Annotated in this window: 12 protein-coding genes; 6 read left to right on the top strand and 6 right to left on the bottom strand. The window is 41.6% G+C overall.

The window, feature by feature from the left end; translation table 11 throughout:
* Positions 1-25: 25 nt before the first annotated feature.
* On the top strand, positions 26-3103 hold the full coding sequence (locus N483_RS19980) for a ligand-binding sensor domain-containing diguanylate cyclase (protein ID WP_023398527.1): 3078 nt from the start codon (positions 26-28) through the stop codon (positions 3101-3103).
* A 100-nt stretch (positions 3104-3203) separates the two neighbouring features.
* Here the strand turns inward: N483_RS19980 and N483_RS19975 are convergent, their stop codons facing one another.
* Positions 3204-3989: a transporter substrate-binding domain-containing protein gene (locus tag N483_RS19975; RefSeq protein ID WP_023398528.1), complete on the bottom strand. Its 786-nt coding sequence runs from the start codon at positions 3987-3989 to the stop codon at positions 3204-3206.
* Between the two features lie 249 nt (positions 3990-4238).
* Between N483_RS19975 and N483_RS19970 the strand changes: the two genes are divergently transcribed.
* On the top strand, positions 4239-5216 hold the full coding sequence (locus N483_RS19970; protein WP_023398529.1) for an FHA domain-containing protein: 978 nt from the start codon (positions 4239-4241) through the stop codon (positions 5214-5216).
* Between the two features lie 36 nt (positions 5217-5252).
* Positions 5253-6122: a hypothetical protein gene (locus tag N483_RS19965; protein WP_023398530.1), complete on the top strand. Its 870-nt coding sequence runs from the start codon at positions 5253-5255 to the stop codon at positions 6120-6122.
* Between the two features lie 42 nt (positions 6123-6164).
* On the opposite strand, the gene phaC is transcribed toward N483_RS19965, so the two are convergent.
* From phaC to N483_RS19950, 3 genes are all read right to left on the bottom strand, one after another.
* A complete protein-coding gene (gene phaC, locus N483_RS19960) occupies positions 6165-7934 on the bottom strand; it encodes a class I poly(R)-hydroxyalkanoic acid synthase (RefSeq protein ID WP_023398531.1) in 1770 nt (589 codons plus the stop codon).
* A 232-nt stretch (positions 7935-8166) separates the two neighbouring features.
* Positions 8167-8511 (bottom strand): phasin family protein, encoded by a 345-nt coding sequence (locus N483_RS19955; RefSeq protein WP_023398532.1) that lies wholly within the window; start codon positions 8509-8511, stop codon positions 8167-8169.
* Between the two features lie 94 nt (positions 8512-8605).
* Positions 8606-9355: an SDR family oxidoreductase gene (locus N483_RS19950; RefSeq protein ID WP_023398533.1), complete on the bottom strand. Its 750-nt coding sequence runs from the start codon at positions 9353-9355 to the stop codon at positions 8606-8608.
* A 541-nt stretch (positions 9356-9896) separates the two neighbouring features.
* Between N483_RS19950 and N483_RS19945 the strand changes: the two genes are divergently transcribed.
* On the top strand, positions 9897-10304 hold the full coding sequence (locus tag N483_RS19945) for a rhodanese-like domain-containing protein (RefSeq protein WP_023398534.1): 408 nt from the start codon (positions 9897-9899) through the stop codon (positions 10302-10304).
* A 21-nt stretch (positions 10305-10325) separates the two neighbouring features.
* Here N483_RS19945 and N483_RS19940 read toward each other — a convergent pair whose 3' ends face one another.
* The gene (locus N483_RS19940; RefSeq protein WP_023398535.1) at positions 10326-11369 is read right to left on the bottom strand and encodes an alkene reductase; all 1044 of its coding nucleotides are present in this window, start codon (positions 11367-11369) and stop codon (positions 10326-10328) included.
* A 124-nt stretch (positions 11370-11493) separates the two neighbouring features.
* Here N483_RS19940 and N483_RS19935 point away from each other — a divergent pair, with 124 nt between their 5' ends.
* Positions 11494-12075, top strand: a complete 582-nt coding sequence (locus tag N483_RS19935; RefSeq protein WP_023398536.1) for a TetR/AcrR family transcriptional regulator — start codon at positions 11494-11496, stop codon at positions 12073-12075.
* Positions 12076-12289: 214 nt separating this feature from the next.
* On the top strand, positions 12290-13159 hold the full coding sequence (locus N483_RS19930; RefSeq protein ID WP_023398537.1) for a winged helix-turn-helix domain-containing protein: 870 nt from the start codon (positions 12290-12292) through the stop codon (positions 13157-13159).
* 175 nt (positions 13160-13334) lie between these two features.
* On the opposite strand, the gene N483_RS19925 is transcribed toward N483_RS19930, so the two are convergent.
* Positions 13335-14132 carry a methyltransferase domain-containing protein gene (locus tag N483_RS19925; RefSeq protein WP_023398538.1) on the bottom strand — a complete coding sequence of 266 codons (798 nt, stop codon included), beginning with the start codon at positions 14130-14132 and terminating at the stop codon, positions 13335-13337.
* Between the last annotated feature and the right edge of the window lie 7 nt (positions 14133-14139).

Genomic DNA, 14139 nt, shown 5'->3' with positions numbered 1-14139 from the left:
ATTAAAGTTGAAAAAGAGGGAATCTATGCACAAGTTTTTTCTACTGTTAATTTTGACGGCTGTGTTTCACGTAAATGCGGCTATCAACGATTACGTTGTTAAACAGTGGAATATGCAAAATGATTTACCATCACAGAGTATTAAAAGTGTGGTGCAAGATCAGCAAGGCTATATCTGGCTCGGGACACAATTTGGACTGAGCCGATTTGATGGGCACCAGTTTGTAAACTTTAACACTCAAAACACCAATTTTTTAGTCAGTAATGCAATCAACAAGCTTGTTGTTGATCGCTTTGGTATGCTGTGGGTAGGTACTCGACGAGGCGTGTTGCGTATCGATCCGCAGACGATGAAAGCGCAGCAATTTAAAATACAAGCGGATGTAAAAGACATCATTGAAGATAATAGCGGCAACATCTGGGTTGCGGCAAATGGTCTGTATTACATCTCAGCTAAGCGTTTAATGTTGGATAAAAACAACTTAGACGATAGTAAATTATCACTTACACATATCAGTCAAATTGTCGGTGCTGTAACTAAAATGGCGCCATCTCCAGATGGTATCTGGGTGGTCAACGAGCGCCACTTATTACGTATAGGAGAAGCGCAGTTTGTGGGCTCAAACGGTATGAGACTGGAGTTATCCAGTAAAATCTCACTGCCTAGACAACTGGCTCAAACCAACATTCACGACCTAGCTTGGGTTGATGGCAAGCTATTTTTGGCTTCTCAACTTGGCGCATTTTTCTTGGATTTTGATGAAGTCTTGCGTCGCTTTGACGAAATTGGCAACAGCGCAGTTTATAAGTTTTTAAGCGATGAGCAAGGTGGTCTCTGGGTCTCTACATATGGTCGTTTGCTTTATAAAGAAAGTGGTGGAGAGTGGCAGTCTGTCGATCTCGTACAACTTGATCAGGGGATTTGGTTTACCGACTTGTTCATTGATAAAAGCAACAATGTATGGCTTGCAAGCATAAACGAAGGTTTGTGGCTTGCACATTCAGGTCGAGTGGAAAGATTTCAAGCGGGTTTGCGGGGCAAGCAAGCTATTTCGGCAATGACAATGGGTCCAAGAGGAAATGTCTGGGTCGCGACCCGTGAAGGGGTTGGCATGCTGGATCAGGATGATAACTACCAGCCTATTATTACGCCTGCCCAGTTAAAGGGTGTTGAAGTACACGATATGGAGTTTCTTGACGACCGCCTTTACTTAGGGACTGGACGAGGGGTTGTTATTTATGATGATGGCCGCTTATTGGCTATTCCAAATCGAGAATTTCGTCAAACGCAAGTATTTACGATTAGCCCGTCTAACCAAGGGGGGCTTTGGATCGGTACAGGGCGAGGCTTATATCGATTAGATTACAATGGTTTAACGCCATTTACCTATAATGCTTTTTTAGGTAGTCAGTTTGTCACCTATATTGTCGACTTTCCTCGCTATGGGTTTATTGGCACTGATAAAGGTGCTTACAAATACAATGAACGTGGAATTGAAAAGATCGGCGGTCAAACTTCTTTAGAATCTGCCTATGTGACGAGTATATTACACGTTGAAAATTACACTACGCTGGTCGGTACGTTTTATGACGGGTTGTATTATCGCACCAGTTCAGGTGATTGGTTCCAATTAGACGCATCTCACGGTCTACCATATGGACCGATTCTGTCATTGCATTACGACAAAGAGCAAAACTTTATTTGGGTTAGTTCAATGAAAGGGGTCTATCGCATGTCGATAGAGCAATTTACCCGTGAAATAGACAACCTCAAAGTAGAGCAGGTGATAAATCCTTTTGATCGTCAATTAGATGGCATGCCAAGTCAGTGTTGTACAGGCCTTGGTCATGACTCAGTTGTTGAGGTGGATGATGTTCTTTTATACCCAAGTTTGCAAGGGGTGGTGAGGATCCCTAAAAGTGTTAAGTTGTTCAGTGATAGTGAGTTACAGCCCCGTTTTGAAGGGATCACAACCCCAACACGAGAACTGACACCCAATAAAATTGTTGAGAGTATAGTGCTTGATACAAATGAACGGGATTTGACCATCCGCTATACGGCAATTGATTTTTATGCGCCCCAAAGTATTGAATTTAGATACAAACTCGAGGGACATGACGATCAATGGCGCGATGCGTTGGCGCGAAGAGAGGCCATCTATACCAATTTACCACCGGGTGAATTTACCTTTAAGTTGGAAGTGAAGCGCCGAGGTGAAGATTGGCAAGAGGCCCATTCAAAGTCAGTTAAATTGACACTCCCACGCCGTTTTGACGAAACTGTATTTTTCAGGCTGATTATTACTTGTGGCTTTATTTTCTTATTTTATCTCGTTTTCTGGGTATTTAGAGCGCAAGAACGGCGTAAACAGGCTGCGCTAGAAGAACTGGTAACAGAGCGGACGACCGAGTTGAGAAAAGCCAATGAAAAGCTAAATAAAGTAAATACGCAACTGAAATTGGTAAGTCACTCTGATGAACTAACAGGGCTCAAAAGCAGGCGCTTTTTATTCGATCAGTTACCCAAGGATATTGAACACTATCAGCGCAATGCTCACTCATTGAGAGAGCAGGGGAAAAGCCTTGTTTTAATGATTTTGAATATCGACAAATTTAGCAAGGTAAATGATGCAAACGGCCCTATCGGTGGGGACAGTTGTCTACAGCAGCTTGCTACATTACTCAATACTCGCACCCAGGGGTCAGACTACGTGGCGCGTTGGAGTGGTGACGAGTTTTTGCTTCTACTACGAGATTTTCAATGTTCCGATGTCGATGAGTATGTAAAAGAGCTATGTAAAGCAATTGGCGAGTTTGATTTTACTTTACCAAACGGCAAGTCTACAAAAATGACTGTTTCTGTTGGTTGGTCTTTCTATCCTTTGCAAATGCTAGGAGGGCATGTAATTGGTTGGGAAGCATCGGTTAATTTGGCTGATATCGCATTGCATCAAGTTAAGCGCAGTGGTGGAGATGGCGCTGCGTCAGTCGTGTTCGATGATGAGCTAGACGCATTTGAGTTCGAGCAGAGTCAAAACGTAGAGTCTCAATTACAATTGTTGCAATCAAATGGATTGGCAGAAATCAAAGTTTGGATGCGATAGCATTCGCAGCATTGCTTTTAAAAATAGGGAGCGCGGTGATACATTTAATTTTAGGTGTATCACCAGTTCTGAATTAAAAGCTAATTATGCGTCGTGTAGCTTATTCATTCATTTTCGCCTGAACTGTGAGTAAAGCTTCATCCATTTTTTGTATAAAGTCATATTTGAATGGAAACTTGTCGCCATTGTCTTTTGTGTAGCCAATGTGTGCGGTTCGGCTTAGAACTATGCGATCTTCTTTAAACTGCTTCATATCCAGTGTTTGAATCTCTCTTTTTACCGATTCAAATCCCATCAATGTTGATAATCTGTCGTTGACGTAGCAGTCTAAGCGAAACTTCGAGAGCTTTTTAATATTGGTTAGCGTATCTTTATTTTCCCAAATTTTAATCAAGCCTTGCCTTTTCGCCGAATTCAGCTCCTTATCTAAAATCAAAAAACCCGAATTAATACCTATATTGATCGGAGGTAGCTGAGGCGATCGTTGCAAAATATTGTTCAACGTAATGCCTGGGTTGCAAAATGCCACAACGTCTTCTGCGCCTAAAGATACTGAGTAAGGCCAAATATAGGGCCTTTTGTCTTTGTGGATATATGGGGGAAGTAAAGCAAAGGCTTCGCCATTCTCCATTGCTGCCACCCCCCGTTTCCATGGAATTGCTTCAAGTGTTACCTGGTAGTGTTCAGATAATTGCCTCGCAGCTAGTCTAACTTGCTCGATATAGATGCCATATAGATATCCGTTGCTTTCGTATGAGTACGGGGGGTAGCTATCGTCTACTAAAATTGTAACACGTGGCTTGATAGGTGCATCAGCAGTGGCTGGGAAGCTAATGAGATGAGTGATGAGTATCAATACAAGTGATATAGTTATGGGACGCAACATAGTTTGTGTCATAGTTTATTTGAAGGGAGCCATTGATAACTTTAGGCAATTTTGATGGAGATTACCAGAGTCAGGTTATCGACACGGAGTAAAATAGACACAAGCATTTTGCAATTTTTTGCAGGTGTAATAAGGCGTAATTTATTTAGTTGGGCTTAAGCGTTAAAATGTGTAAAAGGTAGCTTGCGGCAAGTATTACGCTGCATACCTAGTTCAAGATAGTACCAAAAAGAGAAATAAGGCGGATCCATGGCAAAGCTTAAAGTAAAGGACTGTACAGATGTGATCTACTTAAAGGCGTTTCATCGCTTTGGTAGGCTAACATACTCTGTAGATACGCAAGTCAGTGGTGTTGAGATTTCACGTATTCATGCAGTCATTGAACACAATGGACAGGATTGGGAGTTGCGAGACCTCAGTAAAAATGGTGTATGGCTGAACGGACAGAGAATTGCTTACAATCAAGCGATACACTTGAAAGTTGATGATGAGATCACTTTTTCTGAAATGCACCCTCAGACCTTTATCGTAGACTCAATTTCACCGCCAAAAGATTTGCTGATCCCGTCGTGTAATGATCAACCTGATGAAGTTATTCCGCTCGAAAAGTACCACTTCCTTCCCTCAGAAGCAGACCCTGAGTTAGTGGTTTTTTATGATAATGAAAAACTATGCTGGTGTTACGAACACCTTGAAAGTGGCAGAATAGTTGCGCTAACTGACAGTGATAACCTGTGTGTTGCAAATGAACTATGGTACCTATTTCAAGTTGAAGCAGCTTCTCAAGAAGCTACCATGCCTATTGATAAAGCGCACCAGTCAAATCTTGAATTTGTATTTGATATTAGTCTAGACGAAGAAATAACAGAATTAAAAGTGAATCATAACGGCGCAGCATTAGATTTTGACGTCAGAACACATCATTATCTGACTGCGTTACTAGCTCGTTATAAGGCCCGTGATGAAGCTGCTGTAGAAGAAGAAAGTGAAAGAGGTTGGGTGAGTGTATCTCAATTGTCTAAAGATCTAGGCATTAGTGAAAGCCACATCAATATCCAAATACACAGAGCTCGTAAACAATTTGTCGACTTAGTTGACGACAAAAGTTTAGCTGAGAAAATTATTGAGCGAAAACGTGGCAGAGTGCGCTTCGGTGGCAAACATTTTACCATTAAAAAAGGTTCTCACACTGAAGCATCCTACACAGGGCTGCAGCTAGCGCTATAATCCTAATTGGGATCCAAGTTTATAGCATGAGAAACTATGGGGCTTATAGGCCGTTGTATTGTCGGATTTACGTGTTTTATGGGCTGTTGTTTTCCTGCATGCAGCAATAACATTGACGCTGTATGGCACAGTGCTCCCCACACGTCTTTAGAATCTGAAAAAGTGAACAATTGGTTACACCACGGGCTTGAAAAAACTACCTTGGTCCTTGGGAAATTAGAGCAACCGACTGTACCCGTTTATATTCATGCTATTGAGTATGCGAATGAACCCGTTCCCTGGGGCGAGATATCCCGGGGGAATATTGATAGCATCACACTTCATGTCAACACCAAAGCGTCATTATGGGCTTTAAAGGAAGATTGGACGCTATACCATGAACTCGCTCATTTATATCACCCTTTATTAGCTTACCGGGATATGTGGCTTGCGGAAGGGCTGGCGACCTATTTACAAAATGGGGTAATGCTTAGAAGTGGTATCATCTCGTCAGAAGAGTTTGTGCAACGTATCAGCGCGGGGCTTGCCCGAGGTGAAAGAGCAACGCGCACATTTACCGGTACTTTGTCCTCGGTATCTGAAAATATGTGGCGGTTAAAAGCATATCAGCGTGTTTATTGGAGCGGTGTCGCTTTTTTCATTGAAGCTGAATTAAAATTACAAGAGGAAGGTGTAAAGCACAGCTTGGTAGGGCTTATTGCTCGCTATCAAATGTGTTGCCGAAAAAATGCGAGCGCGGGCAAAAAAGGCAGTGCTTTGCATTTTTTGAGGCAGCTAGACAATCTAGCCGGGAGCAAGATATTGGAGCCCCTTTATCATGCCTATGGTATAAGGCGTAACTTCCCTGATATTACAAAACAGCAAGTGCATCTAGCTTCTCTTTATTATCTACCACTAAAAAAATAATGAGCGAGTAAAGGGCACAAAGCTTTACTCGCTTTTTTGATACTATAATCTGGCTTTAACGTATTCCCCAGGGGCGTCATAAATGCCAGGATTGGCTTTGGTTTTTACTGCCCGAGCTGGTACTTTTTCATCAGTGAATTGAGTTATCCACTTACCCCAATGCCCCCACCATGAGCCTTTTGTATGCTCAGCTTTTTCAAGCCATGCATTTGCTTCACCCTGCAGAGCCGGACCTGACCAAAATCCATATTTATTGGCTTTAGGAGGGTTGATCACACCCGCAATATGACCAGATTCACCAAGGACAAAGGTCGTTTTTGAGCTGGTATATTGGAAGCCTTTAAAGGTCGCTTGCCAAAGCGCAATATGATCGTCACGGGTAGACAGTGCATAGATAGGTTGTTTGACCTTTGTTAAATCAATTTTAGTCCCTCTGATATCTACTTCTTTATTGGCGATTAAGCGGTTTTCCAAGTACAGGTCACGCAGCATAAAGTTATGGCATTTTGCTGTAAGGTTTGTGCTATCGCCGTTCCAATACAGGAGGTCTAAATCCATAGGAGGTTGACCTTTAAGGTAATTATTGACGTAGTAATTCCAGTAAAGGCTGTTTTCCCTGAGCATACTGAACGACACGCCGAGTAGGTGTCCGTGCATAACACCGTTTTGAAGATTGTACGCCTCGAGTGCCGAGATAGTACCTTCATTGACAAAAACACCAAGTTCACCAGGCTGAGAGAAATCCAGTAACGTTGTTAGCAGCGTGGCACTTTTTATTTTCTGCTTCATGCGCTTAGATGTGAAATACGCCATGGCGGTTGCGACTAGTGCACCGGCAATACAATAACCGATGGCATTCACATATGCTTCACCTGTTTGCTTTTCTATCTCATCTAAGGCTGTAATGACACCGTCAACGACATAATCTTCAAAGCCAATTTCAGCCATACTCGGATCTGGGTTTTTCCAAGAGATCATGAAAACTGTATGACCATTGTCCACGGCCCATTTGACGTAAGAGTTTTCTTCTTTTAAGTCCAAGATGTAGTATTTGTTCACGTAAGGAGGGACAAATAAAAGCGGGGTTTTATGTACTTGTTTTGTCGTAGCGGAATATTGTATCAATTCAAACAAGTGGTTTTGGAAGACGACTCTACCCGGTGTGGTAGCAAGATCTTTCCCTAGTTCATAGGCATTCTCATTGGTCATGCTGATCCTAAGCATGTCGCCACTTTTTGCCATATCTTTTTTGAACAGTTCAAGACCGTTAATTAGGTTTTGTCCTTCGGACTCGATGGTTAGTTTTAATAACTCTGGATTTGTGGTGATGAAGTTACTTGGAGAAATAGAGTTAATAACCTGCCTGGCAAAGAATTCGAGACGTTCTTTTAGTTTTTCATCCAGTCCTGGCGTTTGACGAATTGAATCAAGTAATGACTGTCCAAAAAGTAAATAACTTTGTTTTATGTAGCTAAACCACGGGTTATCTTGCCATTCGTCAGCAAGAAATCTCTTGTCGCCACGCTCAGTCGAGATAACTTCTTCGCTTGAAGCGTTCAGGCTTTGCTCCCATGTTTGCTGAACAATTTTTAATTGTTCCTGCCACCAGTTTAATTGTTGTTTTGCAAATATCTCTGGTTGCTTTGTAATTTCTTTGGCCCATTCGCCAAAATCTTCCGCACTTTGTTCATTAAGCGCTTTTTGAACGGGACTATTATTGAACAAATTTTGTGAGAATATACTGTAAAGATCTTGATTATACTGCCACCAAGCGCTCATGGTCTGAGTAAAATCTTTATTGTCGGTATCCATTTTATGCTTCCTAGTCGGAGGTGTGACAGACGAGTCATTGCTGCAAAAGGCGCTGCATTTACCTGACAAACTGCATGAAAACTTGAGTTAGAGCTGGTGTATATTCATGGCGTTTTCGTAGCTAGAGCACGCTTACTCAAGAGGTATTACAAACAGAATTGTCAATGGTGTTAGCTCTAAAGTTTGACAGAGCGGCCTGAGCAAGCTTTATCTCACACAGGCCGACAGTGCATTAGACTTTTGCAGCTTTAACAGTTTCTTTAGAAATAGTTTCTAAATTGTCTTTAAACTCTTGACCTAGTTGAGTCAATTTTTGTCCGTCTTCGATCAGCTGTTGGCTCAACTTATTGACTGCACTTAGTTGGCTTGCATTGAAATCGATGAAAGACTTAACGTCTTTTACTTCCGCTGCAGTTTTAAGTTGTTCAACTGATGTTTCAGTGAATGAATGAGCTGCATCAAGTTGAATTTTAGCCAGTTGCTCAATATTTTTAGCAACTAATTGATTGAACTGAATTGCTGGAGAGAAGAACTTCTCGCTTTGCTCAGTGATTGATTTAAAAAAGTCGTTGTACATGGCTTGCTTCCTATTGAGAGATAATCCGTTAAATTAAATGCAATATCCACCTACTACAGAAAAGTTACCTTTTCTAAATGGTATCGTTGAGTTTCTAGTTCATATACAGGCCGCCATTGAGGGCCAGCGTTTCACCTGTAATGTAAGCTGCGCCTTCAGAGGCTAAAAAGCTTACTGTTTCAGCTACTTCTAATGGTGTGGCAAGTCGCTGCATAGGGACTTGAGCTTTGATGCTTTCAAGTACGTCTTCGCGCATTTTCGCGACCATAGGGGTTTCTGTGTACCCGGGTGCAACAACATTTACAGTAACACCTGCTCTTGCACCTTCATATGCGAGTGACTTACTAAAACCTATCATCCCTGCTTTAGCTGCAGCGTAGTTTGCCTGACCAAATTGTCCTTTTTGACCATTTACGCTAGAGATGTTGATAATACGACCTGACTTATTGCCACACATGTGTGCAAACAACGGTTGGGTCATGTTAAACATTGAATTTAGGTTTGTATCAATGACTTCATGCCATTGCTGTACGTTCATTTTCTTGAACGATGAATCTCGGGTAATACCAGCGTTATTAACTAGTACATCAACCTTACCGTGTTTATCGATGATAGACTCAAGGCTGTTGTTGCACGCTTGGGCATCGGTTACGTCCAAAAATAATGGAGTAACAAACTTAGGGTTAATATTTGATTGGTTGCACCAAGTATCGAAGTCTGCTTCGGTACGTCTTGGGCTTGCCACGGCAATAACAAAGTAATTATTTTCTACGAGCTTTTGGGTAATTGCAGTACCTATACCACCTAAAGCGCCTGTTACTACTGCTATTTTTTGATTTTCCATAATATGCTGTTCCGAACATAAAGTGGCAAAACAACTTCACAACTAAGCCACAAATTCACTGAAGCCTATAAGCGTTCAGCAAGGGGTTAAAACTAACGCTATTGTTCATGCCTATTGTGACGAAATAATAACTAATTTGTTTAATATAAAAGACAAATTCTCATCATTTTGTATGTAATATAGGCACGAGCCCACTGCGATGGTCACTCAAAGCGCAATGAGCAATGTTAATTTTAGACTAATAACTCAAATTTAAAAATATAAAATCAAATTTGTCTAACCAATTGCCCAAATACGCGTGCAGTAAGTAATAGTCGCTATTTAAAATTCTGGTATTAGACTAAAGGCTAGTAGACACAAATTAATTCAAAGTTGATATTTTAAAGTTATTAATATCAATATGTTATTTGTTTTTTTGCGGTAAAAAAACAAATAGAAAAATTATCAATTGTATCTACTAAAAACACACTATTTTGGTTTTGGGTAATTTAATTTTGACTATAATTTACCAATAGTGCATGTTCAGTTTGAGGGTTGTGATATGTTGCATGTAAGACGCTTTAAGAGCTCTTTGAATTTATATAAGCTAATGATAGTTATATTAATATTGTTTAGCCCCTTGTCCTTTTCGGATACTAAGTTAGTCAGTGCTAAAGATCTTTTAATTAACCAAATGTCAGCAAAGCCTCATACCATCATAGATGTTCGCACGCCTGAGGAGTTTGCAAGTGGTCATTTAAAAGGTGCACTTAATATCCCTTACGATCAGATAGCTGCACAGTCATTTTTGCTCGCAAAGCTTAAAAGTGAAACGTTAGTTGTGTATTGCCGCTCTGGTCGCAGGGCAAATATCTTCGAACGTGCTTTGCTTGAGCAGGGTTTCAAATTGTTACACTTGGAAGGGGATATGCTAGGGTGGCAAAGTCAAGGGCTACCAGTTGTGAAGTGATAACCCTAACAGAGGCTAGATTTATACAAGTGAAGCGAGCATCTCTTCACTGTACTCTACCAGTGGCTGGTGATTTTTAACTCTTTCAATATAATCGGGGTTGGCAATGAGCGGTCTACCAATTGCCAGTAAGTCAAAACGGTCGGCTTGGATCGCTTCTGCACCGGTGTGTGGTGTAAATCCACCAACGCCGACCAGTGTGCTGTTGTATCGACTTCTGACATAATCAGATGCTCTGCCTCCGAGGTGGTCGAAAGTCATTTGATCATCGAAAATACCGATGTGCAGAAATGCCAAATCGCGTTTTTCCAATTCAGGTAATAGGTAGTCAAATACGTCCTTATCACGCGGATCTGATTGCATATTAAAATAGGCGCCAGGTGATAGACGCAAAGCCGTGCGATGGGAACCAATTTGGTCCGCTATGGCATCAACGACTTCTAGTGCAAATCGGCTCATATTTTCAGGTGTCTCACCATATTGGTCGACTCGCTTGTTGCTGTCATGATGTAAAAATTGATCTATGAGATAGCCATTCGCACCGTGGATCTCGACACCATCAAAACCAGCTTCCATTGCGTTTGAGGCTGCTTGAGCATAGTCATGGATGAGCTCTTCAATTTGTGCCACCGTCGCCGGAGTCGGTGTGATGTAAGTCAATTCACGCATGCGAGGTACGGTCCCTTCGACAGCTTCTGCACTGGGAGCGATGACATTTTCACCAGAGAAAAAGAAAGGGTGTGCTACTCGACCTGTATGCCACAGCTGAGCAAAAATCTTGCCTCCTTTTTGGTGTACTGCATCTGTCACTTTTCTCCAACCAGCGATTTGCTCGTCAGTGAATAAACCTGGAGTATTTGGGTAACCCTGAGCGTCAGGGCGAATAATGGTGGCTTCTGAAATGATTAAACCTGTGTCTGCACGTCGAGCATAATATGTGGCCATTTCTTCAGTGGGCACAAGATCGTCATCCGCCATGCATCGTGTAAGTGGTGCCATAAGTACTCGGTTTTGCAGTGAAATAGCGGAATTCAGTTGATAAGGTTGAAATAGAATATCTGTCATGGGTTGTTCTCTTTATTTGAATGTTTGTTCAAAATAGCCTTATTTGAATGATCATTCAAGAGCTATTTTGAACATTTGTTCAAATTTGTTTAAGATATACCTAAATGATTTACCCGAGTAGCCTATGAGAAGTGCAGAGTTCAACCGAGAAGCCGTATTAAGAGCTGCCATGAATGCGTTTATGGAAAAAGGGTTTAACAAGACCAGCATGCAAGATTTGAAGCAAGCGACAGGTCTACACCCAGGATCAATATACTGTGCTTTTGAAAATAAAAAGGGGCTCCTGCTCGCGGCGTTAGAGCAATATAATTTAGATCGAAATACTGAACTGCAGGCCATCTTTAGCAATGAAAAAGATGCAAAAAGTGGGTTAAGTGCTTATCTAGGTAATATTGTGGCTGAGTGCGTAAGCGGTGACCCGACCCAATCTTGTCTAAGTCAAAAAGCCATCAATGAGATTGCGCAGACAGATGAGCAAGCGCAAGCTGTACTCAGCCAACAGTGCGTTATGTGGCAAAGCGTTATGCGAGAGGTTTTTGTCCAAGCTGGTGAAGAGGGGGATCTCAGTGGTGCGCGTTTACCTGAACAACGTGCGCAAAGTTTAATTGTCGGTATTTATGGCCTAAGAACATTCTCTCAGGCGCAAAAAGACCCAGATGTTATATCGGCAATAGCTGAACAATTGCTCATTGATGTTTGTCGATAACGTCCTCACCTTGACCACAGATATGAGGAATCGTTTGTATTCAGTGAATTTCAATTTAGAGGGATGAACGCAGGCCTCAATCTGGACAATATTCGCTTATATCATTGTTCTATTAGACATTATTACTAGCGATAAAGGCTAGCTCTGTTGAAGACTTTGGTATAGTCTATGAATTCTTTTGGTTATTAGTTAATTAAATGGAAATCATAGTGATATGGAATATCAATTTTCTAATGCAGCTTTAAACATTAGGAGCCAAAGCCTTAAAGTGGATGGTAAAAGTGTTGCTCTGGAAGAGCGCACTTTTAAGTTGTTAGTTTATTTAATTGATACTCGGCCTAAAATTTGCGCTCAGGATGAGCTTGTCGCTCACTTGTGGCCTGATTCAGTGGTTTCACCTTGGTCACTGCCGCGCTTAATCTCCGATACTCGCAGTTTGTTGCGGCGTCTTGGCGTGGATCAAGATTTAATTATCACTGTTCGAGGCCAAGGGTATAAATTCAACCCTGAGATAGTAGTCAGCTTCGAATATGCTTCTGAAGATACCAGGGTTCAACTAGAGTTACTCAGAGCAGAGCATAGTTCAGATGGGGCACATTTGAAGTTTTGGATAGGTGTCACTTTACTGATGTGCTCAGCATGTATTTGGTTAGTGATAAACCAGTCAGTTATACATCAACAAAATGCAGGCTTCAAAGTCAGCGAACCGACAGATGCGAAAGGACGTATTTTGTGGGTAGACGACAACCCCAAAAATAATGTCAAAGAGCAAGGTTATTTTTTGCAGCAAAAAATAGGTGTTTACAACACCACATCAACCCAAGAAGCATTGTTACTGTTAAGTATGTACGAGTATACCGTCGTGATCTCTGATATGGGACGTGATGGAGAACCCTTGGCTGGATTAAAGCTGCTTAGAGCGATGCGCTCAACAGGTGATCAGACGCCATTTTACGTTTACACATGGGTTGATTCAGAAAAACAAAAAGAAGTCATTTTGTCAGCTGGCGGGCAGGGAGTTGCTACAAAAAAACGGCAGTTATACGATTATATATTGCTGCACTTTAGTGATGAAAAAATTTAATTTAAAAATTTAAGTTTATGATTTTAATGCTTTTCAATTTAATTCAAAGGGATTCAAGGGACAAATTCATGCAACTATGTCAACGTTGAATGGCTGCTCTCTTACAGCAAATGTCTTGGCCTTAACATTGATACCGTGGTGGGTATTTTGTGTTAAGGCCGCTTTCTTTTACCTTCTATCGGTCCTGCTTCAAGAGCAAGTGGGTGTACCTGCCAATCGAGGCATATGGCTCCGCTCTGTTGTATTTAAGTTCAAGTGCCAGTAGTTCTTCGAATTGCTCATCTGCTTTATTAAGTTCACGTAAATAGTCGTGAAAACAGCGAACGCCTGTCTTGCTTAAAGTGCATAAACATAGTTCGGCGAGCCAACTGTCTACATGTTCACTTTCAAGGGGTTGGTTTGGGCTCAGGCCCACTTTCTGTTTCACTTGAAGACCGTTTGATACATAATCAAAATTACCGTAGACCATATTGGCCAACCGTTGTGCTGATTTGTTAAAGTACATCAAGGACAAAACACCATCTGGCTTTAAGCAATTATTAAGGATTGTCAAAGCCGCCTTTTGGTCCACAACCCACTCTAGTACGGCATGGCAAAGTACAAGATCAAACTGCCCAAGCTCTAATTCTGTGAGCTGTTGCAGCGTTGCATTGATAAACGACAGTGATGAAATTTCCCGTGCTTCGGCGCGCTCTTTGGCAATGGCCAACATTTGCGCAGAGATATCAAGTAAAATAACCTTATGGCCGAGTTCAGCTAAATATAGCGACAGTTGCCCTTGTCCACCCCCAACATCTAAGATCCTGAGTGGTTTATTGTCGAAGTGTTCGCTCAGTAATTCATTCAAGTCTCGTTTTAGAACCGCTTCTCGGATCTTGCCTTTACTCGTGCCGTAAATGTTATTTTTAAATTTTCCGGCAATATCGCAAAAATTGCGGTCCGTTGGCACGGAGGTGGAGTGCTTTTTAGCCATGTTATAT

The organism is Pseudoalteromonas luteoviolacea NCIMB 1944, assembly GCF_001625565.1.
Taxonomy (GTDB): Bacteria; Pseudomonadota; Gammaproteobacteria; order Enterobacterales; family Alteromonadaceae; genus Pseudoalteromonas; species Pseudoalteromonas luteoviolacea_F.
The sequence above is the reverse complement of the archived record's forward strand: the minus strand, read 5'-3'. Positions and strand labels throughout refer to the sequence as shown.